Raw genomic sequence first — 24,230 nt, 5'->3', positions numbered from 1 at the left:
ATCAAAGTGCTCTTTGGGATTTCCGAAGATGAGTGATTCCTCCTTGATGGTGAATGTGAAATGGTTTCTATCGAGCCATCCACGCTGGAACTTCAAGAACTCAAGAAGGTTTGAAGCGGCATTGCTTCGGCAAAGAACATCCCGTCGTTTGCCAGTTTTTGACATGCGAACGTGAATCTTCAGTTTGTAGTCATCTTCCCATTTCTGCTTGGATTCAGACCATCGCTTGGGGTTTGTAACTTCAATATCTTTGCGCCTTACTGCTAATAATTCCGAAGGGCGACAACCACTATTCTTGAGAAGATGGACGAATGTGGCGAACATCCGATGTGAGTACTCTCCAACATAGGTGCGAGCATTTCCGCAGTATTGGTGACGGAGGTAGTTGTTGATTATCTTGTAATCGTCTGCTGTAATAGCGGGATTCGCGTCTAACTCGTCATCACCGATGGTGATTCTTGGCATGAATCCTCGTGACATTGCAATCTCATTCTTTAAATAACCTCTCGGTACCAGGAAAGAACGGCAGAAGACGGCGACGTCGCGAAGTTCTGTCTTCCGTGTGTTTTTCATCACTGACTTCCGGAAGATTGGGTAATCCTCCCATGTAGTTACATCTATCTGATTTGGGAACTGAATTTCTTTTGCGTCAAGGTACTCAAGCATTCGCCTTAGGGAAGTGACTCGGCGAAGTCGTGCTTTCTCATCTTTTAGTCCAGCGTCAACGCGCTGCACCTCTAGTTTGTTGAACTCATCAACGAGTTCGGCGATGGTGCACGATTCCGAAATTCTCCTGATTGCTCGTTGTGGCGTTTCCGAGAAAGTCGCTAGTGCTTTGTAGAAGTTCGCGAGTGCTTCGGTTTCGCTAGTTGCGCCTTCAATGCGCTTGGTGCGATATCGACGCTCCGCTTTGTTCCACTGACGGACATACCAACCGTCCTTGGTGTGCTCGTAGCAGAAAACCGAGATTCCCTTGTCAACTTGCAGCGATTTCTTGATTGCTGGCATGGTGTGGTTGCGGGTGAACAACCCGTCAGTGCTTGAACCACTGCTTGACTAGTCCTAGCACCACCCAGAGGTGAATGAGCAAGAACGCTGTCATACCAGTCGATTGCGACGGCTCTCGAAGCAGTAGTTCCAGACATGTGTCGAGTTTCCACTGGTTGCAGCGGCTCAGCCTTGCGCTTCTTGCCGCCGGCGCTGTCCCCCTCTGGACAGCGCCGGCCCGGGCAATTGAGGAGGTTCTGATTGAAGTCCCCCTGTTGCGCTCCAGCTTCAGCGTCAAGGTCAGCGAGCTGAAAAGTCCCAGTGCCCTGATGGCGGGCCGGAGCGACCTGGCGGAATTGGATCGGGCCTCGGATGGAGCGGTGAGTCAAGTGCTGCTGCAGGTGCTCCAGCGACCGATTCCGATCTCGATGATTCGTTTAGCCGATGGATCCGTTGGCTCACCTCTGCTCGAGCAAGCATTTTTGGTGGTCTCATCCCTCGGCACGATCGAGGGGCGAGATCCCGATCTGACGGGGCAAACCTTTCGTCAGGCGTTGGATCGGGCGAGGGTGAACGCCACTGGTGGTGAGCCCACCCTGGTCGAATTAATCGAGGCCCTTCCCGGCCAGCGGGTGCGTTTCAACCTCGGCCAGGTCAAAACGATCCTCGGCCGCATGTTGGCCCAGCGCACCCAGGCCAACAGCTTCTTCGCCCAGGCCTCACCCGTCGTACTACCAACGGCTCCTGCAGCGTCGTCATCTCCAGCGGTACGACAACGGCAGGTGCGTCTTGCCGTCCCCCATCGCCCCCGGCCGTTGGATGTGGTGCTCGTTGAGCCCTCCCAAGGGGCCAATGGACGCTTTGTGTTGATCTCCCACGGCCTCTGGGATAGCCCCAAAAACTTTGCCTCCTGGGGGGCTCTGCTGGCTTCAAGGGGCTACACCGTGGCCCTGCCCCGCCACCCCGGCAGTGATAACAAGGAACAGGCCCTGATGCTGAAGGGAGCGGTTCCTCCCCCGAAGCCCATTGAGCTGGCCCTGCGCTTTCGCGATCTCAGCGCGGTCACAGATGCGGTGGCTGCTGGTCAACTCAGCGGCGTGACTGGGGTCAACGCCAACGCTGTGGTTGTCATTGGTCACTCCTGGGGCGCGACGACGGCGTTGCAGCAGGCGGGTCTGGTGCCCCAGGCGACAACGCTCAAGAAGCGATGCCCGCAAACCAGTGATCCACAGCGCAATCTGAGCTGGACCCTGCAGTGCAGCTGGCTCGATGGCGTGGATCAGGCCGCCCTTCGCGATCCGCGGGTCGTTGCAGCCGTGGCCGTCTCGCCGCCCATGTCACTGCTGTTTTCGGTTCCGCAACTGCGCAACGCCAGTGCACGTCTTCTGGTCGTGAGTGGCACCCATGACTGGGTTGTGCCACCTGACCCCGAGGCAATCACACCGATGCGCCAGGCCGTGCCCTTCGGGCACCAATTGGTTTTGGCGAAAGGGGGCGATCATTTCAATCTGCGCCCCGGTCAGCAGGCCAATGGAGGGGTACTGGGTCCGCTGCTGCTGGCCTGGGTTGAGGCGGCCTATCAAGCGGGCCCCGCGCTCTCCCCGTCAGCCGGCGCGCCGCCACTGCTTGGCACAGGCCCTTGGGGCCATCCATTGATTCCCCTCAAGGACGTCTCGACCGCGATCCAATCGGACAGCTGAGTCGATCTACCCATCGCCCGTCGCCACTGGCTTCGCTTCGATGGCGCTGAAGCCTCCTCACACAGCCCTGCCTGGGCTGTTTTTTATGCCTCGCTGTTTCGGGGTACGGCTTGGCGCCAGCCTCCCTCCTCCAAAACAGTGATCGGGGTGTCAAAGCACGTACTGAGACTTGCGCTCGTCAGCAGTGCCGCGGCAGGACCATCGGCCACGATTTGCCCGCGTTTGATCAGGACAGCGCGTTGGACCTCAGGGATCACGGCCTCCAGTTGATGCGTCACCAGCAGCAACGTGGTTCCTGTCCTGCTGAGTTGCCGCAGGCTGTTGAGGAGTTGGTGCTTGGCCTTGAAGTCCAGGCCATTGATCGGTTCATCGAGGACCAGCACCTCGGGTTGATGAATCAAAGCGCGGGCGAGTAGCAAGTGCCGCCGCTGCCCATCCGAGCAATGACCGAAGGGCTGACCACGGAGATCAGCCAATCCAAGCTGCTCGAGCTGGTTCAGCGCTTCTGCCCGTTGCTGCTGTGTTGGGCGTTGTGGACGGCCTAGCCCGACTGAGCCAAAGAGGCCGGAGAGAACAACCTCTTCCGCTGGCACCGTTGGGATGTAGCCGCTCTGCAGGTCACTAGAGACCAGGCCGATGCGTTGCCTCAGATCCCAGAGGTTGACGGTGCTGCTGCCAAAGAGCTTCAGCTCAGAGCCCGGCTTCACCACGGGGTAGAGCTGACGATTGATCAACTTGATCAAGGCGCTTTTGCCCGCACCATTGGGTCCCAGCAGCACCGTGGGTTCCCCTGCTTGCAAGCTCAGGGTCAGATCGTTGAACACTCGCCTGGCACCAAGCCAGGCCTCAACGGAGATGGCCTCGAAATAGGGAGTCGCGCTCATGAACATCAGGTACTGCTTCCAGCATCGGTACGGGCCGGCTCTTTAGGGTCAGCCCCATGCAGCCTTTTTTCCTGCTGGAGCCCGGAGATGGCTTGGTGCTCTGCGGGGCCAATGGCCAGATTTCCCACGTCGACCGCACGGCTCAACAGCGCTTGGGGCACCATTCCCAGGAGTGGTGCGGCCGCGCGATTGGTGAGTGCTGGCCGCAGTTGTCTGATCTCATCGTCCAGGAACACCGGCGTTTAGCTGAGGGGCCGCGGGACCATGTGCTGCCTCTGCCCCATCCAACGGGGGTTGAGCTGGCCACCCGCCTCCGTCTGTTTGCCTGTGACTCTGGCTTTGGCGTTGGCATCCTCAGGCGCCGGGCGCAACGCCTCGATGCGGCCCCCGAGGAAACCAACGAAGACGCCTACCGCCGTTTGCTCGAAGGGGTCCTGGACACGGCGCAAGATGCCGTCTTGGTGACCTTGGCTGAACCCTTGGATGCCCCGGGTCCTGTCATCGTTTACGCCAACCAGTCACTACTGGATCAGACCGGGTACGCGCTTCACGAGGTGCTCGGCAAGAGTCCGAGGCTCTTTCAGGGTCCAGAGACTTCGAAGGAGAGCACCTCTGCACTGCGCTCGGCGATGGATCAGTGGAAGCCAGCGTCCATGGAGGTCATCAACTACCGCCGCGATCAATCCACCTGTTGGATTGAGCTCAAGGTGGCGCCCCTGGCGGATTCCTCGGGCTGGTACACCCACTGGGTCTCGGTCCAGCGGGACGTAACCGATCGCGTGCTGCTGAAGCGGCAACTTGCCCAAGAGGCCAGGGCGCTGGCTGACAAGCTCGATCGCTGAAGGGGCTTCGGCCGATTGCTGACCTGACACCCTGCAAGCTGAGAGCTGCTTCACGTCTCTTTACAATTGCGGCACAAGCGGTGTTCCGTTGCTCTCGCGCGTTGCCATCGATTTTGTGAGCACGGTCTTTGGCCTACCGCTGCGGCAATTCGCCTTGGCCTGCAGCTTTGCTCCGGCCTACCTGACCATTCCCGTCGTTCGTTGACATTGCTTTGATCGCAGGCATCGTTGCGGCAGCGATCGGCCTGGGAGATGCAAAGCCTTCCTTTTCTGGGTGATGAGTGCATCAAGGTCAGCTGCGATCTTCGCCGAGTTCACCTGGCTCGCCTGGATGCGTTGAAGGAACAGTGGGGTCTTCCGTCGCGGGCGGCTGCACTGCAACGTCTTCTCGATCTTTGTTTCCTCGGCGACATCAGCCTCGATCAGTGCCATTAAGTTGCCGGCACTGCAGTCCTCGCCATGGCACCCACAGTCCTCAAGTTCAGTTCCGAGGATTGCGGCACCTGCCATCGGATGAGCCACTACGACGGCAAGGTTGCTGAAGAACTGGGCTGCAGCTTTGTCAGCGTGATGTTGCAGGACACCGAGACCTATCGCAGATACAGAAAGGTCCTGCTTGCGCAGTATCCCAACAAGGAAGGAATGGGCTGGCCGACCTACCTCGTGGTGGAAGACCCTCACGGCGATTTCACCATTAAGGGCGAGATCAAAGGCGGCATGCCAAAGGGCGATTTCAGGGAGAAGCTCACTGCGTTTATCTGAGGGCTGTGCCTACTTTTGTGCCTAAAGCGCTCCCTCCTGTCCCGTTTGCTCTCTCCGTGGCTAAGCCAGGGTGTAAGCGAGAAATCTGTGGGCAAGCTGTTCGACCTAGCCGTTGAGGTCTCCAAGGACGAGATCGTCGGGACGCTGGTCCACGCAGAGAGTGCTGAACAGGCCAGAGCCTTTGGACAGGACCTATTTCCTGGCTGCAACGTGATGGCCGTCCTGCATGAGCCGGCCGGTGTTGCACCGCGGAGGCAACCGGAGCCATAACCGCTCTGGAACTTTTAAGTTCCTCCTCACACCACCCGAGCGCTCCGGAGGGGGCGCTTTTTTGTGTGCTTGCGCTCCCAAGGCGACCTAAGCCATAACCGATCTGGAGGCGCACCACAGACCAGCGCCGTCCGAGCGGGGGAGTGCCATAGCTCCCCCAACAACCATCCAGAGCAGCAGCTGACCCGCCGAGGTGGCAGGTCTTCACAGACGCCTCGATACTCCCTGCAGCCTCGGGATCGGCGCTCGTGAAATCGCTTCGGTTGAGCTTCTCCGCTCTAGGTGCTGCTGCTCTGGCACTGGCATCCATTCCTCAGGCGAATGCCAAGCCTGCAGTGGTGGCGCAGGGGTCAGCTGAGGACCTTGGGGTGATGAGCATCAACCTCAAGGATGTGGTCAAACCCCAGATTGGTGTTCAAGGGCAGACCCAAGCAGCAGGCACACCAAACCAGGCAGGTCTTGGCGGCTTCCTGCCCCTGGTGGTCGGCAAAAACAGCGTTTTCTTCGCTGATGTCCTGGCGAATGCCAACTTCGCTGACATCAAAGGACAGTCCAGCATCGTCAATACCGATGTGGGCGGCACCACCATCTCAACGTCATCTCGCCTGGGCTATCGCTGGCTCAACGGTGACCGTAGTTGGATGTATGGCATCAATGCGGGTTATGACACTCGCCCGCTGACATCAGGCGGTGATGACACGGGAGTGGCGCTCACTAACGAGCGCACTGATTTCTTCCAGCAGGCTGCGGTGAATGTAGAAGCGGTCAGCGATAAGTGGGCACTCAGTGCCTACGGTCTTATTCCGACAGGAGTGAAGGAGCAGCAACTCAATAGTGCCTATCAAGGCGGAGCACTCAACACCTACGGTTTAGACGTAGGCTACAACCTCACAACAGCCCTCAGAGCTTCTGTTGGTTATTACTACCAGCAGCGAGAACAGGAGAATGTGAATGGCTCAGGTGTTTTAGGAAGGCTTGCGTATGCCATTAATAATGGTCTAACGCTTGGCGCCAATCTGTCATATGACGATGCGTTTAAGCAGCGCTTCTCCGCAGACATCAAGTGGCGCTTTAATACCAATGGCGGTCCTGGGAAAGAAACACCGAAAACCAATGCTAAACCCGCATTGAATGCACTAAACACATCTCCCAGTCAGCGCAATGTCCGAGTCCATGATACACACTATGAAATAGAGATAATAAAGGGTGACATGTTTTTGGCGTCATGGGATGGCACGTGAAATCCAGAGAGCATCTCGCAGGACCGCTATAGGTTTCAAAGTTTTATTTCTTCAGTCACACCAATAAGCTAACAAATCAGCACCCAATACCTGGCACCATTGCACTCAGCGCAGCCTGACAACAGACCCAATGAGGCACTGAGCACCAAACGGAAAAGATCCAGGGCACACCAAAACCACCCTCAATACTTCTCTCCTTACTTCTACCCTTATTCCCTCAACGCATTCACCAATCACTTCGCTCCCTATCGCCATCACGAATGCCATTAGCTCGTCTAAATCTCACCGCTATCTGATGCCACTCCTCTGGGATTTGATTGAGGCGACAATCAAATGCAAAAGGCAGTTGCTGCTGCCCTGGTGAGACACGCTTTCTCTTGCTTCTATGAGCACCTCTTGTCTCAACTAATCGTTTGAGCATCCTTGAGCCCCAGTGGCACTTAGACGCTCCCTTGGCGTGGTGGCTACGGGTGTGGCTTCTGCCCTCAAAAGTGTGCTGACACCCAGGCAACTGCTCTAAACCCAATGGCAGCAGGTGATGTCAGCTGGCACACTCCGCAAAGTACAGGTTGAGTGATGCAGCAGTCCGTTCGCCTGAGTCTTTCCATCACTAGCGCTGCAGCCCTGGCACTGGCATCGATCCCTCAGGTGAACGCCAAGCCCGTTGAGGTCGCTCAAGGCTCAGCTGAGGACATTGGGGTGATGAGCATCAGCCTCAAGGATGTGGTCAAGCCACAGGTTGGCGTTCAAGCCCAGACTCAAGCCGCTGGCACCCCGAACCAAGCGGGCATTGGCGGCTTCCTCCCTTTGGTGGTGGGTAAGAACAGCGTTTTCTTCGCTGATGTGCAGGCGAATGCCAACTTCGCCGACTGGGGTAACAGCAGCAGCATCATCAACACCACCGTTGCTGGCACCACCATCTCCACCTCATCACGGCTGGGCTATCGCTGGCTGAATGGCGACCGCAGTTGGATGTACGGCATCAATGCGGGCTATGACACCCGACCAATGAGCACGGGTCCCTCTGACACAGGTATCCCTGTCTATGCCTCACGCAGGGCTTTCTTCCAGCAGGCTGCTGTCAACGCAGAAGCAGTAAGCGATATGTGGGCATTCAATGCTTATGCGCTCATTCCAACGACTGAGCCTGATGAGCAGCAACTCAACTCCGTCTATCAAGGTGATGCACTAGCCACCATTGGTTTTGATGCTGGCTACAACATCACGCCAGCCCTGAGGGCTTCTGTTGGCTACTACTACCAGAATGGGGATATGGATACTGCCGATGGCTCAGGTGTATTGGGTCGCCTCGCTTATGCCATCAACAATGGACTAACTCTTGGCACCAACCTCTCTTATGATAGTGCCTTCAAGTCACGCTTCTCCGCTGATATCAAGTGGCGTTTCAGCACCAATGGTGGTCCTGGGGAAGAAACACCGAAATCCAATCCTGCAGTTGAAGCTCTAACGTCAACACCGAGCAATAGGGATGTGCGGGTGCACGACCGCGGGTCGTGTGTCCATTGGTGGCAGCTTTTGATCCCCGGACAATGTCCCTTCTGACCCCATACCCCAGAAGCCCCTGCAACCGCAGGGGCTTTTTATTTCTTCAATCAACCTCAACCAGCCCCAAAACTCCATCCAATACCTGGCACCACCTCCCACCTCCACCGCAGGCATTGAGCCGCTTTCTCCGCCAAAGTAAATCCCAAATATTTCAACCCACAGCAAAGCCAGGCGTCTCCATCTCTTATCACTACTGATACACCTATCTCCTTAACACCACTACTAGATACTTCGCTCTCTATCACCATCACGGATGCCATTGACGCGTCTAAATCTCACTGCAATCTGGTGCCAATGCGCTGGGATTTGATTGATGAGAGCACGCCTCCGTTTCCACCACAACGCCCCAAAGCAGGCTGCCGTCCTCTTGGCGTTTCACCAGCAGGCAACCGATGAGGTCGGGTGCCACCAGCTCGGCGGGGCGGGCGAAGAAGGCTTGGGGGAGCGCTGGGAAATCCTTGGCGATGGACTGGGTGGTGGCTATGGGAGTGGCTGTTGGTCTCTCCAGTGTGCAGCCGCCAACCGAAGTGCTCTAAGCCCAGTGGCAATGGCGCATTCCCTTGCAAAACTCCCGCAGAGGTGAGCTCAAGCTCAATGCAGCAGTCCATTCGCCTGAGCCTGTCGCTGACGGGCGCGGCTGCTTTGGCACTGGCATCAATGCCGCAAGTGAGCGCCAAGCCCATTGAGGTCGCCCAAGGCTCAGCTGAGGACCTTGGCGTGATGAGCATCAGCCTCAAGGATGTCATCAAACCTCAGGTTGGTGTTCAAGGACAGACCCAAGCGGCTGGCACTCCCAACGAGGCAGGTCTGGGTGGCTTTCTGCCCCTCGTCGTCGGCAAGAACAGCGTTTTCTTTGCCGATGTCCTGGCGAATGCCAACTTCGCTGACATCAATAACTCCAGCAGCATCATCAACACCACCGTTGCTGGCACCACCATCTCCACCTCATCTCGCCTGGGCTATCGCTGGCTCAACGGCGACCGCAGTTGGATGTATGGCATCAATGCGGGCTATGACACCCGACCGATGAGCACGGGGCCTGCAGATACAGGTATCCCTGTCTACACATCACGCACCGCTTTCTTTCAGCAGGCGGCTGTCAACGCAGAAGCCGTTAGCGACAAGTGGGTATTCAATGCCTATGCACTCATTCCAACGAGCGAGCCTGATGAGCAGCAACTCAACTCCGTCTATCAGGGCGATGCACTGACCACCGTTGGCTTTGATGCGGGTTACAACCTCACCAAAGCTCTAAGAGCTTCTGTTGGTTACTACTACCAAAACGGTGACCTCAATACAGCAGATGGCTCTGGCGTCCTTGGTCGCCTCGCGTATGCCATCAACAACGGACTGACTGTTGGCACCAACCTGTCTTATGACAGCGCCTTCAAGTCACGTTTCTCCGCTGACATCAAATGGCGTTTCAATACCAATGGTGGACCTGGGAAAGAAACACCGAAATCCAACGCTGCAGTTGAAGCCTTAACATCAACTCCAAGCAAACGGGACGTGCGGGTGCATGATGAGGGTAGCATTATATGCAAGAGCAGCTTGATGAATTTATTTTCGGATATTTATATTAATTGTTAGTATTGGGCACCCTAACCCCGTAGCCCCTACAACCGCAGGGGCCTTTTATTTCTTCGGTCACACCTATAAACTAGTAAACCAAAACGTGAGAGCAGTTATTGCGTCACCGTTATTGCGTCCAATAAAAAGGGGCCGGCTCTGAGGCGACTCCTAACCCAGGTCTGGCGACAAGCAGATAATAACGGATTCGCTAGAGTTAATGTAATCAACGATTTAGATCGTGACGACTACACACCACCCAACCTTTGCGGCGGGTAGTGCTGTTCTCGACCAACTTCGTGCAGAAGCGCATCTTGAGCAGTTACAGGCACGAACTGATGACGAGCCCGACCGCTACGAGGGAATACTGAACCCTCAGCACCACCGCACTGCAACGGATCTCTAGACAATGAACCTTTCACTAGACCAGCAAACTGACGCTGCCCAAAGCGAGGCAGAACGCATCGAAGCTGATGCCCTTCAGGTTGAAGCTCGCATCGTCAAAGCCGGTGGCATCCCACCTCGGCGGCAATACGGCAAGCCCGTTACTGCTGATTCAATTCGCACGAATATGACCTTGGTGGGTCTGCTGAATGCAAAGGATCCGGCTCTCGCCAGTTACCTCGGAGTTCAGGCAGGAACCTTCGCCCGTGAGGCTGCAGAGCGTGCTGAACGCCAAGCAGCAATCGAGCGCATGCAGGCACTCACTGAGCAAACCAGGAAAGCAAATCAAGCGGCTCGCATGCATCGTGAACGTGCGACAAGTGCAGGCATCAACCCCGGTACCGGTAGGAGGCTTGGGCAGTCAGGGTCAGCAAAAGCCACCCTGTCGCTGGCTGGTTACGGGTTGAGGCGCATGACTACAGCCGTGCTCTCGATGCGGTGCTCAACGACCGCGACAAGCAGCTAATAGGCGACCCCAGCGCCTCTGGACTGCCCCCGGCATCTTTAGAGCGGTTCTGGCAGGAAGAACTGCCGCGCCTCTGCAGCAAGCCAGCGGTCTACAACCAGGTCGAAGCCCGCATCGCGGAGCTGACAACCAAGCGGGATGACCTCAACGAAAAGCTCGCCCGGGCAGAGCGTGAGGTTGCCGCAGAGCGTTCTCAGCTCGACACCGAGCTGGCTTCCCTCAACCAGGTGCTCGGACCGTGATCCACCGCGACCTTGTCACCATTGCCGACGCTCTTGTCGAAACCCTGGAGCTAGCAGAGCGGACTGACACGGTCCCTGAAATGACAAGACAAATGGTTCCGCTCTTCGCGACGGCACTTATCCACACAAACCGCGAACTGCTCGTTTGGCTTTGGAGGCATGAGCAATGAACAACCGTGCCGATGACCGGATCGAGGTCGCCCTCGACCTGTTGAGCAAAGGCAATTCGCCATCAGCAACCGTGACGCGCGTGGCGCACGGGTGGGGGGGAGCGCCTTGCTCTCGGCGGACTGCCCAGCGAGCGGTCAAGGCTGCCTACGACCAGATGCGTCAGGACTATGAGCAAAGCGATTGTGATCGCCGTGCCCTGACCGCACAGGTGATCAACTTGCTTTTGGAAGGCTGCCAACAGTCACTGGCGACCAACAACACCGGTGCTCTGGCGGCTCTGGTCGCTCAGCTCGACAAGGTCGTAGGGCTTTCACCGAAGAGCAGTTGATGGCAGGAGGCAAATACATGCTCTAGTTGCTGTTGATACGCATGGATTCGCTTCCTTGCGGTCACTGTGACCTGGTTAGAGACTTCTCCATGACCTTTTTGATGCACTGGTCTTTCAAGACCGGCTATCACGAAATTGCAGCCAAAAAGTTCTTGGCGACAGGTGCTCCTTTCCCCGAGTGCAAGTCCTGGAAACGCTTCCACGCACCTGGTTCGTTAGAAGGTTGGCTTCTTGTTGAGGCGGACGATGCATCTGCTTGCTACGAGCATGCGGCTGAGTGGGCTGAGTGCCTGCATATGGAGGTGACTCCCGTTCTGTCTGATGAAGAAACTGGTCCGCTGATCGCCAAGGTCTACGCGTAGTTCTTTGCCGGGGCTCCGCCTACGCGGTCGCCCCTAACTCAACACTCCCCGCCTCCGAGCAGTGGGTCGGGGAGCTGTTGCACCTAGCTTTGAAGAAGGGCTGTTATTGAGCCGGGCTTAGGGCATGGCAAGAAATAACCACAGCATTGGCAACGCCGGCGAGTTTTACGTCCTCGCTCAGCTTGCTCAGCGCGGGTACATCGCCGGAAAGACCGACGACGGTCAGACGCTGATCGACGTGATCGCTACGGATCCCGAGACGTTGAAGACCGTGAACATCCAAGTCAAAAGCAGTGCACAGTTCAGCGGGTACTGGATGACAGGGAACAAAGCCCGGAAATCCTTCGACAGTCTTTGGTACGTCTTCGTGTCTCTGAAAGGTCCAACAGAGCTGCCTGACTTTTTCATCTTCCACAGCTCAGAGGTCGCAGCAGGCGTCGACGAGCGGCACCAGTTCTGGCTTGCAAAACCGATGAAGGACGGGAGCCCCAGAAAATCGTCCGACATTGTGAATCGCTTCCATCCAACGACTGAACGACTGGAAGAGGCACGCGACCGCTGGGAGCTGATGTTCGACTGAGCTGCCCTCGCCTTCCTGTCGGTTATGCAGGTGATCGACCAGTTGGTAGCGGTCTTCTGAGTCCAGCCTTCCGCGGGGACTTGGATCTGGCGTCTCACCGCTGACCTGAGCGGTGTGATGCGGGTGATCCATGTCCATATCGCTGTGCTTATTGAGAACTGGACGTGTCCAGTCCAGGTCGTCTCGCCACGTTGATGGCAACTGGCACAAGCAGGTCAGGTCGCTTTCCAGAGACCCATCTCCTTAAGGCGTCTTTTCACCCTTTCAACTCTTTCAACCCAGTAGCCGTAAAAGGTTTGAAAGAAAGTGTGTGTAGTAGAGCCTGTTTAGGGAAAGCGTTGAAAGGCTCGAAAGGGCTCATACGGAGCCCCCACCCTCAGCAGGTCGATACCTCGCCACGCTCCCCCGCTTGGGATCCCCGCTTAGTTGTTTGACCAGCAGCCCTTTTTTTGCAAGCGAATCCAGGATCTGCAGTGCCCGTTGCCGAGCGTTGCCCCCGAGGGTTTTTGTCATCCACTCAGCCAGATGCCTGGTTTCGACGGGTCGCTGTGTTGTGCGCCAGTGATCTCTCACAAGCGCCAGCGCTTCGCTGTGTTTGTCGTTCAGCCCTGCCTCTGCCACGCCCCGGCTGACCTCCGCTTGCACCTCTTCGGTTTCTCCGACCAACTCAAACTTGGCGCGTTCGACTTGTTTGATCACCAGGTCCACTGGCTTGGAGCTGCGACCTTGAGTGGTGAGCTGAACCCGATCGTCGCTCTTGCTCTCGGTAAGCCAGTGCAAGTTGACGACATTTGAAGCCATTCTTCCAAGCCCTCGTCCTGACGCAGCATTTGAAGCCCGCTCATGAGCACGTGACTTGGCTGAGTGGTGGATCAGAACGGGTGTGATGTCGAAACCTTGGATGGCTTCCATCAGCCAGACAATCGGCTCCGCCGCCGCGTCGTGGTTTTCATCCAGTCCCAGCGAAACGATCAATGACAGAAAAGAATCGAGTACCAGCACGGCACCTCTGTGCTCTTCGCAGACCTTGGCGATGCGTTCGATGCCGCCTTCATCAAGACGAAGCGAGTCGCTTGCCGTCCATAGCTTCGCGACTTGAGGTGCCAGCCTCAAACCACCGTCGTCACTTGGGACCATTAGCCCTGTAGGGCGCATGATTTCTGCCCAGTCTTCAATCGACTGGTCAGTGCCGACGATGATGACTTTGTTCAGTGGTGGGTATAGCCCGAATCGCTCCAGAAACTCCCCTCTGCCCTTGATGAGCTGTCCGAGGAGATCGCACAACAGAGCTGACTTTCCCACTTTTTGAAGGGCGACCCACAGGTTGAGGCGACCTTTGACTAAGAGCTTCTCGGCTATCCATTTGTCTGGGGCGATTTGAATGACATCGCCTTGCCCGACGCCATCAGCACCGCCACGGAGGTTCGCTCTTGCGGTGGCGAGGATCGCAGTGATTTCCCCTTCGCGGAGCATCAGGTTTGCTGCAAATGCTGCCGCCCTGACCCGCCCGTTTCGATCAACCCAAGGCACCTTGTCTTGGATCAACCCCTCTGCCAAATCGATTAGCTCGTCATAGGCACTAGCCATTGATCCATCTCCATGCGCGCAGTGATGGCTGTGCACCCATTCGCTCGACATGTGGTCTGAACGTCAGGCAGTCACCGCCTTCAATCAGGGTTCGTTTCACAAGCGCGTAGCCGTTGACTACTGAGTGCCCAACCCTGAGAGAGCCATGGCGCATCTCGGCGTTGAAGGTCACACCAGGCATGCACCAGATCAGATCTCCATCGGTTGAGCACCACAGCGCTGATCCACTCCGGCTGTGGCGCCCGCATATCGGGCAAGGATCCAGCCGTCTTGTCGTGCTTGCCTGCCTCCGCTCAGAAGGACGCCGTTCACCGGCAGCGGCTGCCATAGTCAGAACCCAGTTCCAGAGCGCATCTGGAGCCACTGCTAGTGCCTCTGGTCCCTTGCCCTCACGCCAGTAATAGTCGTCCCCGTCTGGGTGTCGTCCCAGCACGATTACCTGCCTGCTTGAACTGGCGAACACCTCAAGGGCTTCTCCTTTTTTGAGCACTTTGCCGTTGTCGTCTTTAAGCGCTGCCTGAGTGACGTGCTTCCAGGAAAAGGGTCCGTAAGGCAACTGCGCCCTTTGCTCTGGGGTTGTTCGCCATAGCTGCTTGAGCCGCCATTCGTTGCCCGTACGAGAGATCGTCCAGGTCAGTGCGAACGGATCAATGCCGCACGCAAGGGCATACCCATGTGTTGAGTGACCGTCAAAGTCGAGTGCAAACAACGCCTCTGACGTGCGCAGTCCGATGGCGGTGACCCGAGGGTGGTAGTGAAGGCATCCAATCGGGGACAAGCCAAGCCAGATGTCTGGTTTTTGCCAGTTCATCGGTATCGGGGCTTTGCCACGACAGGGGATCAGGGCGTGATCCAAGCAGATCTCGTCCATGCGGTTGAGGTCGTTCCTCACTGGTCCCCCTCCGCGTACCTGTTTTGTCCGCAGACAAAATCCGCTGTGCTTGTCTCAACTCGAACGAGACCACTACGGTTTCGAGGATTTGATGAGACGGCTCGGAGCCTTTTGCTGTCGCATAGAGGCGTCTCTGTCCAAGTCTGGTTTGCGTCCATGTCCAAGACGTTCCTGAGACGTGAACGCAAAATTGCGTCGGCTCGGACCTCGGCTTCGCTGCTGCTGAAACCTGCCAGTACAAGCTGCAATTCGGCACTTGCACGGGACCGCTGTAGGTCCTTTGGGTTTACTCTGGGTTTATGCGAATCCCCCAAAGCGTCCCATCGGGCGCTTTTTTTCATGGTCGCAAAACGACTCCCTGGAAGTAGCTAACTACCTCCAAAACGTATCGGTAGAAAAACCTGTACTTGCACCATTTCTGCTTTGGGGGGTGCTTAAACCATTTTTGGGGGTGCTTAAAGACGATGTATAGCGATCAGTAGCGCTTACGTTGTCCCTAGTTGCCCAGCCATCATGAATCTTGAGACCAGAATCGAGCGACTGGAGCGTCTAGTCTTTTCCCAAGAACAACACTCTGGTTGGGTAAAGCCAGGTATTTGTGCTGGGATTATTGGTATTTCGCCCAGGCGCCTGATCGCTTTGTATGACGCGGGACAGCTCCCTCAGTCATGCGCCAAGCAGATCAACTGCAGTATCAAGCGGAGGCGCCTTCTTTTTGACGTAGATCTGGTCAAGAAGTCAATCGGGACAAGGGTTCTCGCTTGAGCTGCTTCTGGCTTTCAGTCGCTCTAGATCCTCCCACCTGATGATCAGGTCCTTGTTCTGGTAGACGCGGCTGGACCTGACAAAGTCGTCTACAACGGTGACGCCGGAGCCTGCCTGATTAAGCACACTGTGAATTCGCTCTGATGCAAGCTTCTTTAGAGCCTTGAACTCGGGCGACATTGTTTGATGCTCTTGTCCCTTTTTGTTGATTCTTACTTTGCTCGCAAGTTTCTCTAATGGAGTCTTCCCCCAGTCTTTGGGGACTTCCATTCCGATTTCTCTGCAGTAATCCCCTATCACCTCCGCACCGGCTGCATACATCACGGCAATGCCTTCCGCCATGTACCCGATCTCTACCCCTTCCGGATGGTGACGGAGATCGTTCATCAGAATTTCGTGGATAAGGCGACCCGTGCCTTGAAGTCCTTTGCTCATGATGCCAATGCCTCACGCAGTGACTCTTTTTTGATCCAACGGGCGTAGTGGCTCTTGAAGACGGCTTCTGAGTTGCCCATACTCAAGGCAGCCTTGGCAGTCGGAAAACCCTCCCGAATCGATCTGTGTGCCCATGCATGCCTGAAGACGTAGGCGTCCCAGCTAATGCCGAGCAGATTCAGTTGCCTGTTCAGTTCGTTCTGGACTGCTCTTGGTGGGTTCTCCGATCGTTGACCAATGGTCTTAGGAACATGGCTCCCTCCCATGTCCCATTTCTGAAGAAGGTGCCGTTCACTTGGTACGGGCACGCAATCTCTAGCGCCTGTTTTCCCCTGGCTCACACCCAGGAACAATTCGCCATCGCAGGTGGCTTCGTGCAGTTCATGGGGACGTACCCCGTACAGATAAAGAGCACGGAAGCTCCAACGAAATCTGTCGGGGACCATGTCGATCACCTTCAGAAGTTCCTCGTCGCTGGGAATGTCTCTGGGATCTAGCTCCCGCACTCCATAGCCCTTGCCAAGGTTTGAGAGCTTTCGACAGCTTTCTGCTGATTCGCCCTGAAACTCCGCCAATAGCCGACAGGCACGCGCCTGCCTGCGTCGCACTCTGGATTTCGGCTCTGTCTCCTCAATGCTTTCGACGAGAGCGTTGAACGAATAGGGCTTCTTCTGATCAAGCCTGTTGAAAGCGGTTTTGAAGTCCGCCCTCCAGTAACGATCAATGTTCCAGGGCTTTTGCGGATCACCCTTCCCCTGAGCCTTGCGCCAGTGCTTTTCAAACCGTTCGATGACGGAGGACAGACTCTCCCGTTCATCAGACCGCTGCCTGGGCTTGAGGTCAGTCCAGGCACCCCAGTCGAACTGCTGACCGCTCAACTTCCACGCAGTGATGTCTGCATGAAGCTGAATTGCAAGTCTCTCAGCTTCGATCAATCCTGTCGCAGATGCCTCGCAGGGGATCTGGACCCGTTGCTGTGTGTTGCCCCGAGGTGGCTCTCCAGGTTTTGGCGGAAGCGTCGCTCGGAGAAACAACGTCCGGTGGGTCAACGAAGGCAGGTTTATTCGTACCTTCCGCTTCCCATCGGCAAGGCGTTCATTCGCCTCATCGAGCAGCTTCTTGAACGCGCGCTGGTTCTTGGTCCCTGCCTGTGCCAAGCCTGTGCCTACTTCTGTGCCTAGTTTGGACCATAGGGAGCGTTATGGGAAGTTATCCAGCAATAACTGTTGCAGCGCAGTCCAAGTCGTGAAGCGTGTTCTCGGAAACTAAACCCTCTACAGCAGGACACCGAGACCTATCGCAGATACAGAAAGGTCCTGCTTGCGCAGTATCCCAACAAGGAAGGAATGGGCTGGCCGACCTACCTCGTGGTGGAAGACCCCGACGGTGAGTTCATGATCCACGGTGAACTCAAAGGCGGGATGCCCAAGGGGGACTTCCGCACCAAACTCGCTGCACTCCTGCCCAATCTTTGAACTTTCTTCCAGGGGATCGCTTGATCCCTACCCGCGGAAACGTTCTATTGGCTTAGACAAGCGGGGCTTGAAGGTGGAGTCGCAGCCGTCACCAGCCTGGATCCATCGGGGCTGCCGGATTGCTCTGATGGATCAAGCCGGTCACACCCGTTGCTACGCGATTCAGCACCGAAGCGGTCTGTCCCTCGGGACCTGCACCTCCCTGGATCACGCCCGTGAACGGATTGACCAAGAATTACCGCTGCTGAGGCAGCGCCTGATCGCAGCCGCCTAGTCCTTCAGGCGATGCGAAGCTGGTGATCGCGCTATGCAGTGGTGTGCCTCAGTCCGTTCTGCTCTGCGGCTACTACGGCGAACACAACCTTGGCGATGACGCCTTGTTGCAGGCTGTCCTTGGGGAGCTGCCTGAAGCTTGGACGCCTGTCGTCACCGCGTTTGACCAGGACCAGGTGCGGCAGTTGCACGGCGTTGAGACGGTGCAGCGCCGTGACCTCAAGGCCGTTCTTTCCTGTTTGAGAGCCTGCGATGCCCTGGTCTTGGGCGGTGGAAGCCTGCTGCAGGACAGCACCAGTTTTAAAAGCCTGATCTACTACGCCAGCTTGATGACCGCCGCTCGATTCCAGGGCAAGGCGGTGGTGCTCTGGGCCCAGGGACTCGGTCCACTTCAACGCAAGCGAACGCGGGCCCTGGTGCGTCTGCTGCTCCAGATGACGACTGCCGTGAGTTGGCGTGATCCTGAATCGGCGACCTTGGCTCGCCGTCTGGGGTGCGACGGCGAGCACGCTGCGGATGCGGTTTGGATGTTGCCGCAGCAGCAGTGGCTCGGCCGTGGTGGACCAATCGTGGTCTGCTGGCGGCCAACGCCCTTGCTCCAGGGCAGTGATTGGAGTCCTTATCTCCAGGCCCTGGACCGGTTATCCGCAGAGGCAGACCGTGAGGTGTTGTGGCTTCCTTTCCATCGCAACCAGGACGCTGATCTGTTGGAGCAATTCCGCCGGGAGGGGTTGATGCCCGAGCGCTTATCGGGGCGCAGTCGCCAACTCAGCGCGAGCCATCCCAGGGAGGCGATGGCCGTGTTTCGCTCCTCTGGTCTGGTTCTGGCGATGCGCCTGCATGCCTTGATTCTGGCGGCCCTCTCCGGGGCTCCGGTCAGCGCCCTGAGTTACGACCCCAAGGTCCAGGCCTGCGCTGATCAACTCCAGTCTGAGGCCTTGGACTTGCGCCAGCGCGGCCGGACTGCTGAGGAGTGCTTGACGCTCTGGCGCAGCAGCTTGGATTGTCCTCCGGCGAGCAGGGTGATCGCATCGATCCGCTCGACGGTGGAGCTGCATCGACGCATCCTGCGTGCCGCCCTATGTCGCTGATCCTGGATCTGGCGGCTACAAGCTGTCTCTGCTTGCTTGTACTCCTGCTGGTTTTGGAGCTGCAACTGGGCCGTGCCCCAAGGCTGACCAAGACGGATTCGCAGCAGTGCCCCGAAGACTGCGGGTGGCTGCGGATTCTCGTGCCCGCCTACAACGAGCACGACAACATCGAGGGATGCCTTGGGGCGATCGTTGCGGCCTGCCCGCCGGACTGGCCGATCGAACTCGTCGTGATTGATGACGCCTCGAGCGATGACACGCAGGCCTTAGCTGAGGTCTGCCGCACGAGCTGCAGCCGTTCTGATCTCCACTGGCGGATTGTGCAGGCCGGAGCGCGCCCCAGTGGTGAGCGCTGGTCCGGCAAGAATTGGCCAGCAACCATCGGTTCGGAGCTGCCCTGGCCCGATGGAACGGCATCGCGGCAATGGTTGCTGTTTCTCGATGCCGATGTGCGCCTGCAGCCCGGGGTGATTGAGGCTGCCCTTCAAGAGGCCTGCAGTCAAAGCAGCGATCTGTTGACCCTGGCTCCCCGGCTGCAGTGCAGTTGTCTTGCGGAATGGTTGGTGCAGCCGATTGTGGCGACCCTGTTGGGCTTGGGTTTTCCGATTCGGCGCAGCAACGACCCCAACGATCCAACGGCGTTTGCTGCTGGTCCCTTCATGCTCTTTCGCCATTCCAGCTATCGGGCGATTGGAGGCCATCGCGCTTTTGCCGCTGAGGTGGTCGAAGATCTGGCCCTGGCCCGAGCGGTCAAGCAGGCCGGCCTGAGTCTGCGCTATCTGCTTGGCGTTGATCTTGTCGACCTGCAGATGTATCGCTCCTTGGCAGCGCTGTGGGAAGGCTGGACCAAAAACTGGTTTCTGGGGGTTGATCGCAACTGGTTCAAAGCCGTTGGCAGTGTCGCTGTGGTGTTGCTGCTGTTTGCCGCTCCCTGGTTCAGCGCCGTTGCTCTGTTGCTGCAGGGATGGCTTGGCGGTCCGATTGAGCAAATGGCGATTTGGGCTGTGGGCTGCTCCATCGCCCTGGTCTTGGCGATCCGTCTGTGGAGTGCCTGGCGCTTTGGCACACCGATCAAATTCTGGTGGTTGAGTTGGCTTGGGGCGTTGCTGATTGCGGCCATCGTGCCCGCCAGTATTTGGAAGACGACCACCGGACGTGGTTGGACCTGGCGTGGGCGCCAGCTCGAGGGCTGACGCTTAGGCGCTAATCCTGAATTGCGTAGTGCTGTACACGCCCTGGAGACCAGGGAGTGCGGTTCATTGGGCTATCCCACGGACGCAGCATGTCGTCAGGAACAGCGACCCAAGCTCAGATGTTTGAGCTGATCCCTTACGAGAAGTTCCGCGATACCCCTGCGGTTCGTTTCTTCGATATCACCGTCGACAACTCCAACGCGCGGGATCTGGTCATCCATAGCGGACCGGCCGTTAGTCCACCGGATGAGCCCAACACGGGCGCCTGGCAGTTTTATCTCCACCCCCATCAAGAGGACAATCTGCTCGCTCTGACCGGGGGTCGCCTGTTCTATTTGGTGAACTTCGGCTGGAATTATCCGTATCACATTGTTCGTCTTGAAACCGGTGGTGACATTCTCCGGATTCCGCCCGGAACCTTCCACCGTTCGATCTCGGATGAGGAGGGATCGGTCGTGCTGAATCAGGCAATCCGTGATCCTGGAACCAGCGTTGCCCGCGAGTTTCGCGTCTACAACAGTCGACTCATTCCTCGTCTGTTTGCGACCACCTTTCGCTCAGCGCCGTTGCCCAAGTTGCATGGCGTCAGCTGGTAGGCGTTCAACGGGACTGGGCCGAGCAGAGGATTTCGGCCTGGATCTCCCAATTCAGCGTGCTTTGAACCCCCGTCGGCCCTGAAAACGTGCCGCTGACCGCCGCCGTGAGATCTGATTTCGAAGAGGTCACCACGGGGATGTAGCGATCATCCACCGCCCCCTTGCCACTGGCATCGAACCCTCGCCAGCCTGCTCCCTGCAGGTAGACCTCCGTCCAGGCGTGGAGGTCGTAGCGCTCAGGTTTGGGCTCCACAAGGTGATAGCCACTGACAAACCGGGCTGGAAGTCCAACGCTGCGGCAGCACTCGATCATCAGCATGGCGAGATCACGGCAGGAGCCGATCCGCTCCTTCAGTGTCCGGCCCGCAGGCCAAGCGGGGCCTTGATGGCGCTCGGTGTATTTGACGCGGTCCTGAATGATCTCGATCAGCTGCTGCAAAAAGCTCAGGCAGCTGCCATCACTGCCTGTGAGGGCTTCTTGGGCCAGATCGACAGCGGCGGCATCATGTTGACCGTTGGGCAACCAGCCTTGGAGGTTGCTCATGAGATCGGGGTTCAGCCTGCCGATGGCGAGCGGCAGGTTCAACATCGTTTCGTTCAGGCAGGCTTCGATCAGGGGTGGTGTGAACGTCTCAACCTCGCTCGTGGCCACCACCTGAAAACGATCAGTTTCCTGGAGAAACCGTGCCCGGGTGATGGTGTCGCCACCTGCTGCCATCAGCTCATAGAGCTGGCTCGGCTCAGGCTCAATGCTCAGTTTGAAATCGATCAGACGCTGAAACCCATGGGGCCTGGGCCGCAGGCAAAAACGATGGGGTCCCAGCAGCACGGGCTGGCTGTAGCGGTAGTCGAAGCGATGAATTAAGCGGGCGCGCATGCCAGGTCTTGACCGGAAGCGGTGGTGGACAGGGAGGCGGAGCTCACGGGGATCACTGTTGTGTCTACGGGGCTCAGTCCGCCCGGAAGCACGAAGTAGCGAGCGTGAATCAGATTGTGCAGCTGGTTGAGGTCCTGCTGAAGACCATCAATCGCCTCATGGAGGCCACCTGCGATCAGCGTTTCAATTTTGCTGAAACTCCAGCGGGCCTGCGTCAGACCCACCATGCACTCGAGGTCGTCGGGCGTCCCGGCGGCGGCATCGCGCCCGATCACCTGAAGCGTCTCATGGATCCGCTCGAGGCAGTAGCGCACCGACCTCGGGAAGAGGGGATTGAGCAGCAGGAAGGACGCCACCGCTTCCGGTGAAATCACCCCAACGTTGGATTGCCTGAACATCTGATAAGCGCCAGCACTCCGCAGTAGAGACATCCACTGCAACTCGTCGAGTACCCCGCCGACGTCATCAGGGCTCGGGAGCAAAAGGAAGTACTTCACATCAAGGATGCGAGTGGTCTTATCCGCCCGCTCAATCAGCCGACCGAGTCGGCTGAACTGCCAGGACAGATCCCGACTGAGGGTGGCATCGGTAATTCCGTAAAACAATTGGCAGCCACGCCGGATCTCCCTGAGCTGCTCTGGGGTCGGCTCCTCCCAAAACCCGTCGTTCTCGACCAGGGTCCAGTAGAGACCATTGAGCTGCTCCCACATCTCACTGGTGATGACGTCCCGGATCTGCCTGGCGTTTTCCCTGGCCAGCGCGATGCAGTTGACGATGCTGTTGGGGTTGGCCTCAGCGCGGATGAGAAATTCAAGAACCTGCTGCTCACCTCCACCGGGGTAGAGCGCATCAAACAGAGAGCGATGACCACTGGCATCGATCAGGGGTTGCCAGGGCTCTGCGCTACCAGGGGGGCAGTCCAGCGCCATGGCAGCACTGACCTCGACAAAGCGTGAGATGTTCTCAGCCCGCTCCACATAGCGGTTGATCCAATAGAGGGAATCCGCGACGCGGCTCAGCATGGGGCGTCCTCCACGATCCAGGTGTCCTTGCAGCCGCCGCCCTGGGAGGAATTCACCACCAGTGATCCCCGCTTGAGGGCCACGCGGGTTAACCCGCCTGGTGTGACCCAGGTGGTTTTGCCCCGCAGGATGTAGGGCCGCAGATCCACATGGCAGGGGTAGAGCTCGCCGTCACTGAGGGAGGGGACGGTGGAGAGCTCCAGGGTGGGTTGGGCAATGAAGTTGCGCGGATTGGCCTCGATCTTCGTGGCGAAGTCTTGGATCTCCTCGTCACTGGCATGGGGTCCGATCAACATCCCATAGCCTCCAGCTTCCGAGACGGCTTTCACCACCAGCTCCCGTAGATGGCTTAGTACATAGGAACGATCTTCAGCTTTAGAGCAGAGGTAGGTGGGGACGTTTGGGATGATGGCTTCCTCGCCTAGGTAGTAGCGCACCATCTCCGGCACATAGGCGTAGATCAGCTTGTCGTCGGCAATTCCAGTTCCAGGAGCGTTGGCAATCGCCACCCGTCCCTGGGCATAGACCTCCATCAGTCCGCGGACCCCCAGCATTGAATCGCTGCGGAAGACGGCGGGATCGAGGAAGTCATCATCAATGCGCCGGTAGATCACATCGACGGTCTCCAATCCACGGGTCGTGCGCATCCAAACCCGTCCGTCTTCACAGGCCAAGTCCCTGCCCTCGACGAGGGGAATGCCCATCTGTTGAGCCAGATAGCTGTGTTCGAAATAGGCGCTGTTGAACACCCCGGGGGTCAGGAGGACGACCCGGGGGGAGTCGGTCCAGGGCGCCAGCTCCCTCAGGGTCTGCAGCAGCTGGGAGGGGTAGCGATCAATCGGCTGGACGACCCGGCCACTAAACAGGCTCGGGAACATCCGTTTCATCACCCTCCTGTTCTCCAGGAAATAGGCGACACCAGAAGGACATCTCAGGTTGTCCTCCAGGACGCGCCAGGTTCCTTCTCCATCACGGATCAGATCAAGCCCGGAGATTTGACACCATTTGCCCAAGGGGGGCTTGAACCCTTGAAGCTCGCGCCTCCAACCCAGGGAACTTTCCACGTGCTCCCGCGGAATAACCCCATCTCGGATGATGCGTTGCTCGCCGTAGATGTCACCCAGAAATTGATCAATCGCCTCTAGGCGCTGGGACAGTCCTCGCTCTAGACGCTCCCACTCCTTCGATCGAATCAAGCGTGGCAGCGGGTCGAATGGAAGGATCCGTTCCCCCACGCGTCCGCCCGAATCATTCAGCCTGAAGGTGGCCCCGAGTCGCTTCAGTAGGACTCCAGCGGCGGCGTGATTGCGGTTGAGTTTCTCGATCCCGAGTGCACCCAGGGAGTTCACCAGGGGCTTGAGGCCGGAGCGAGGGCCTTCGGTGGAACTGAAGTATTCGTCATATCCCTTCTTAGGCCTGTACTCGGTAAACATTGCTCGAGTGGAATTGGGGCAAGCATGCAGAGCAGTCAGACCCCTTCAGGTTCCATTAGCTACCAAAGTCCACCCCGGTTCGTGGCCACCCGCATCACCTGTAGTGGTCGCTACAGATGATGAGTTGATGCACCTATGGCAAGGGTTCGATCGCCGAGCCAGCCTCTGCTCGTTGCC

General features: G+C 57.6%; 25 protein-coding genes and 1 pseudogene. 16 read left to right on the top strand and 10 right to left on the bottom strand.

From position 1 onward, the window contains the following. The coding region (locus CB0205_RS0110585; RefSeq protein WP_010317164.1) for a hypothetical protein at nt 1–1,029 on the bottom strand (1,029 nt) is incomplete at its 3' end. Nucleotides 1,030–1,145: 116 nt separating this feature from the next. On the opposite strand from CB0205_RS0110585, the gene CB0205_RS0110580 reads away from it, so the two are divergent. Next, a complete protein-coding gene (locus CB0205_RS0110580; RefSeq protein WP_198001930.1) occupies nt 1,146–2,687 on the top strand; it encodes an alpha/beta fold hydrolase in 1,542 nt (513 codons plus the stop codon). A gap of 83 nt (nt 2,688–2,770) precedes the next feature. Here the strand turns inward: CB0205_RS0110580 and CB0205_RS0110575 are convergent, their stop codons facing one another. Beyond that, complete coding sequence (locus CB0205_RS0110575) at nt 2,771–3,571, bottom strand: ABC transporter ATP-binding protein (protein ID WP_043705955.1); 801 nt, start codon at nt 3,569–3,571, stop codon at nt 2,771–2,773. A 56-nt stretch (nt 3,572–3,627) separates the two neighbouring features. Between CB0205_RS0110575 and CB0205_RS0110570 the strand changes: the two genes are divergently transcribed. The 5 genes from CB0205_RS0110570 to CB0205_RS0110540 all read left to right on the top strand — a co-directional run bounded on the left by CB0205_RS0110570 (nt 3,628) and on the right by CB0205_RS0110540 (nt 8,249). Then, the gene (locus CB0205_RS0110570) at nt 3,628–4,413 is read left to right on the top strand and encodes a PAS domain-containing protein (RefSeq protein ID WP_010317158.1); all 786 of its coding nucleotides are present in this window, start codon (nt 3,628–3,630) and stop codon (nt 4,411–4,413) included. A 252-nt stretch (nt 4,414–4,665) separates the two neighbouring features. Further along, nucleotides 4,666–4,848 (top strand): hypothetical protein, encoded by a 183-nt coding sequence (locus CB0205_RS0110560; RefSeq protein ID WP_043705936.1) that lies wholly within the window; start codon nt 4,666–4,668, stop codon nt 4,846–4,848. 24 nt (nt 4,849–4,872) lie between these two features. Then, nucleotides 4,873–5,175 (top strand): hypothetical protein, encoded by a 303-nt coding sequence (locus tag CB0205_RS0110555; RefSeq protein WP_010317151.1) that lies wholly within the window; start codon nt 4,873–4,875, stop codon nt 5,173–5,175. 533 nt (nt 5,176–5,708) lie between these two features. After that, nucleotides 5,709–6,686, top strand: a complete 978-nt coding sequence (locus CB0205_RS0110545) for an inverse autotransporter beta domain-containing protein (protein ID WP_232197298.1) — start codon at nt 5,709–5,711, stop codon at nt 6,684–6,686. Nucleotides 6,687–7,262: 576 nt separating this feature from the next. Beyond that, nucleotides 7,263–8,249 (top strand): hypothetical protein, encoded by a 987-nt coding sequence (locus CB0205_RS0110540; protein WP_010317147.1) that lies wholly within the window; start codon nt 7,263–7,265, stop codon nt 8,247–8,249. A gap of 301 nt (nt 8,250–8,550) precedes the next feature. On the opposite strand, the pseudogene CB0205_RS15460 reads toward CB0205_RS0110540, so the two are convergent. Then, a pseudogene (locus CB0205_RS15460) lies at nt 8,551–8,736 on the bottom strand (DNA-3-methyladenine glycosylase); the annotation flags it as partial. Between the two features lie 110 nt (nt 8,737–8,846). On the opposite strand from CB0205_RS15460, the gene CB0205_RS0110530 reads away from it, so the two are divergent. The 5 genes from CB0205_RS0110530 to CB0205_RS0110495 all read left to right on the top strand — a co-directional run bounded on the left by CB0205_RS0110530 (nt 8,847) and on the right by CB0205_RS0110495 (nt 12,414). Then, complete coding sequence (locus tag CB0205_RS0110530) at nt 8,847–9,842, top strand: hypothetical protein (protein WP_010317144.1); 996 nt, start codon at nt 8,847–8,849, stop codon at nt 9,840–9,842. An 861-nt stretch (nt 9,843–10,703) separates the two neighbouring features. Continuing rightward, nucleotides 10,704–10,973, top strand: coding sequence for a hypothetical protein (locus tag CB0205_RS0110515; RefSeq protein ID WP_010317141.1), 270 nt, complete (start codon nt 10,704–10,706; stop codon nt 10,971–10,973). Nucleotides 10,974–11,139: 166 nt separating this feature from the next. Continuing rightward, nucleotides 11,140–11,472 carry a hypothetical protein gene (locus CB0205_RS0110505; RefSeq protein ID WP_010317138.1) on the top strand — a complete coding sequence of 111 codons (333 nt, stop codon included), beginning with the start codon at nt 11,140–11,142 and terminating at the stop codon, nt 11,470–11,472. Between the two features lie 89 nt (nt 11,473–11,561). Further along, nucleotides 11,562–11,834, top strand: a complete 273-nt coding sequence (locus tag CB0205_RS0110500; RefSeq protein WP_029626315.1) for a DUF3303 domain-containing protein — start codon at nt 11,562–11,564, stop codon at nt 11,832–11,834. Between the two features lie 124 nt (nt 11,835–11,958). Beyond that, a complete protein-coding gene (locus CB0205_RS0110495; protein WP_010317134.1) occupies nt 11,959–12,414 on the top strand; it encodes a hypothetical protein in 456 nt (151 codons plus the stop codon). A gap of 357 nt (nt 12,415–12,771) precedes the next feature. Here CB0205_RS0110495 and CB0205_RS0110490 read toward each other — a convergent pair whose 3' ends face one another. The 4 genes from CB0205_RS0110490 to CB0205_RS0110480 form a co-directional block, all read right to left on the bottom strand. Further along, on the bottom strand, nt 12,772–14,052 hold the full coding sequence (locus CB0205_RS0110490) for an AAA family ATPase (RefSeq protein ID WP_083797933.1): 1,281 nt from the start codon (nt 14,050–14,052) through the stop codon (nt 12,772–12,774). Further along, a complete protein-coding gene (locus CB0205_RS16085; RefSeq protein ID WP_071777989.1) occupies nt 13,994–14,872 on the bottom strand; it encodes a bifunctional DNA primase/polymerase in 879 nt (292 codons plus the stop codon). Before CB0205_RS16085 ends, CB0205_RS0110490 begins: the two co-directional genes overlap by 59 nt. Nucleotides 14,873–15,631: 759 nt before the next feature. Continuing rightward, nucleotides 15,632–16,093, bottom strand: coding sequence for a hypothetical protein (locus CB0205_RS0110485; protein WP_010317128.1), 462 nt, complete (start codon nt 16,091–16,093; stop codon nt 15,632–15,634). Next, nucleotides 16,090–17,028, bottom strand: coding sequence for a hypothetical protein (locus CB0205_RS0110480; RefSeq protein ID WP_010317127.1), 939 nt, complete (start codon nt 17,026–17,028; stop codon nt 16,090–16,092). The genes CB0205_RS0110485 and CB0205_RS0110480 overlap by 4 nt, the downstream gene beginning before the upstream one ends. A gap of 288 nt (nt 17,029–17,316) precedes the next feature. On the opposite strand from CB0205_RS0110480, the gene CB0205_RS14695 reads away from it, so the two are divergent. From CB0205_RS14695 to CB0205_RS0110455, 5 genes are all read left to right on the top strand, one after another. Then, on the top strand, nt 17,317–17,568 hold the full coding sequence (locus CB0205_RS14695) for a hypothetical protein (RefSeq protein WP_050778480.1): 252 nt from the start codon (nt 17,317–17,319) through the stop codon (nt 17,566–17,568). A 127-nt stretch (nt 17,569–17,695) separates the two neighbouring features. Further along, a complete protein-coding gene (locus tag CB0205_RS0110470) occupies nt 17,696–17,842 on the top strand; it encodes a hypothetical protein (RefSeq protein ID WP_010317123.1) in 147 nt (48 codons plus the stop codon). A 43-nt stretch (nt 17,843–17,885) separates the two neighbouring features. Continuing rightward, a complete protein-coding gene (gene csaB, locus CB0205_RS0110465; protein ID WP_010317122.1) occupies nt 17,886–18,932 on the top strand; it encodes a polysaccharide pyruvyl transferase CsaB in 1,047 nt (348 codons plus the stop codon). Beyond that, entirely contained in the window at nt 18,923–20,125 is a 1,203-nt protein-coding gene (locus tag CB0205_RS0110460; protein WP_010317119.1) for a glycosyltransferase family 2 protein, read from the top strand. The genes csaB and CB0205_RS0110460 overlap by 10 nt, the downstream gene beginning before the upstream one ends. A 119-nt stretch (nt 20,126–20,244) precedes the next feature. Next, nucleotides 20,245–20,721 carry a hypothetical protein gene (locus CB0205_RS0110455; protein WP_010317117.1) on the top strand — a complete coding sequence of 159 codons (477 nt, stop codon included), beginning with the start codon at nt 20,245–20,247 and terminating at the stop codon, nt 20,719–20,721. Nucleotides 20,722–20,725: 4 nt separating this feature from the next. Here CB0205_RS0110455 and CB0205_RS0110450 read toward each other — a convergent pair whose 3' ends face one another. From CB0205_RS0110450 to CB0205_RS0110440, 3 genes are read right to left on the bottom strand one after another with little or no spacing between them, the layout of a single operon-like run. Beyond that, the gene (locus CB0205_RS0110450) at nt 20,726–21,598 is read right to left on the bottom strand and encodes a transglutaminase family protein (protein WP_010317115.1); all 873 of its coding nucleotides are present in this window, start codon (nt 21,596–21,598) and stop codon (nt 20,726–20,728) included. Further along, a complete protein-coding gene (locus CB0205_RS0110445; RefSeq protein ID WP_010317113.1) occupies nt 21,583–22,620 on the bottom strand; it encodes an alpha-E domain-containing protein in 1,038 nt (345 codons plus the stop codon). Before CB0205_RS0110445 ends, CB0205_RS0110450 begins: the two co-directional genes overlap by 16 nt. After that, complete coding sequence (locus CB0205_RS0110440; RefSeq protein WP_010317112.1) at nt 22,614–24,053, bottom strand: circularly permuted type 2 ATP-grasp protein; 1,440 nt, start codon at nt 24,051–24,053, stop codon at nt 22,614–22,616. The genes CB0205_RS0110445 and CB0205_RS0110440 overlap by 7 nt, the downstream gene beginning before the upstream one ends. Between the last annotated feature and the right edge of the window lie 177 nt (nt 24,054–24,230).

It is taken from the genome of Synechococcus sp. CB0205, from assembly GCF_000179255.1.
In the GTDB taxonomy this organism is placed as follows: domain Bacteria; phylum Cyanobacteriota; class Cyanobacteriia; order PCC-6307; family Cyanobiaceae; genus Vulcanococcus.
Note: the sequence above shows the minus strand (reverse complement) of the source record. Positions and strands in the feature narration are given on the sequence as shown.

What these genes read in the sequence shown, in the direction of transcription:
- CB0205_RS0110470 (WP_010317123.1), top strand. Translation starts at nt 17,696, where the DNA reads ATGGATCAAGCCGGTCACACCCGTTGCTACGCGATTCAGCACCGAAGC.
- CB0205_RS0110500 (WP_029626315.1), top strand. Translation starts at nt 11,562, where the DNA reads ATGACCTTTTTGATGCACTGGTCTTTCAAGACCGGCTATCACGAAATT.
- CB0205_RS0110455 (WP_010317117.1), top strand. Translation starts at nt 20,245, where the DNA reads ATGTTTGAGCTGATCCCTTACGAGAAGTTCCGCGATACCCCTGCGGTT.
- CB0205_RS0110530 (WP_010317144.1), top strand. Translation starts at nt 8,847, where the DNA reads ATGCAGCAGTCCATTCGCCTGAGCCTGTCGCTGACGGGCGCGGCTGCT.
- CB0205_RS0110495 (WP_010317134.1), top strand. Translation starts at nt 11,959, where the DNA reads ATGGCAAGAAATAACCACAGCATTGGCAACGCCGGCGAGTTTTACGTC.
- CB0205_RS16085 (WP_071777989.1), bottom strand. Translation starts at nt 14,872, where the DNA reads ATGGACGAGATCTGCTTGGATCACGCCCTGATCCCCTGTCGTGGCAAA.
- CB0205_RS0110450 (WP_010317115.1), bottom strand. Translation starts at nt 21,598, where the DNA reads ATGCGCGCCCGCTTAATTCATCGCTTCGACTACCGCTACAGCCAGCCC.
- CB0205_RS0110570 (WP_010317158.1), top strand. Translation starts at nt 3,628, where the DNA reads ATGCAGCCTTTTTTCCTGCTGGAGCCCGGAGATGGCTTGGTGCTCTGC.
- CB0205_RS0110560 (WP_043705936.1), top strand. Translation starts at nt 4,666, where the DNA reads ATGCAAAGCCTTCCTTTTCTGGGTGATGAGTGCATCAAGGTCAGCTGC.
- CB0205_RS0110440 (WP_010317112.1), bottom strand. Translation starts at nt 24,053, where the DNA reads ATGTTTACCGAGTACAGGCCTAAGAAGGGATATGACGAATACTTCAGT.
- CB0205_RS0110555 (WP_010317151.1), top strand. Translation starts at nt 4,873, where the DNA reads ATGGCACCCACAGTCCTCAAGTTCAGTTCCGAGGATTGCGGCACCTGC.
- CB0205_RS0110540 (WP_010317147.1), top strand. Translation starts at nt 7,263, where the DNA reads ATGCAGCAGTCCGTTCGCCTGAGTCTTTCCATCACTAGCGCTGCAGCC.
- CB0205_RS0110485 (WP_010317128.1), bottom strand. Translation starts at nt 16,093, where the DNA reads ATGAGCAAAGGACTTCAAGGCACGGGTCGCCTTATCCACGAAATTCTG.
- CB0205_RS0110445 (WP_010317113.1), bottom strand. Translation starts at nt 22,620, where the DNA reads ATGCTGAGCCGCGTCGCGGATTCCCTCTATTGGATCAACCGCTATGTG.
- CB0205_RS0110505 (WP_010317138.1), top strand. Translation starts at nt 11,140, where the DNA reads ATGAACAACCGTGCCGATGACCGGATCGAGGTCGCCCTCGACCTGTTG.
- CB0205_RS0110575 (WP_043705955.1), bottom strand. Translation starts at nt 3,571, where the DNA reads ATGAGCGCGACTCCCTATTTCGAGGCCATCTCCGTTGAGGCCTGGCTT.
- CB0205_RS0110490 (WP_083797933.1), bottom strand. Translation starts at nt 14,052, where the DNA reads ATGTCGAGCGAATGGGTGCACAGCCATCACTGCGCGCATGGAGATGGA.
- CB0205_RS0110460 (WP_010317119.1), top strand. Translation starts at nt 18,923, where the DNA reads ATGTCGCTGATCCTGGATCTGGCGGCTACAAGCTGTCTCTGCTTGCTT.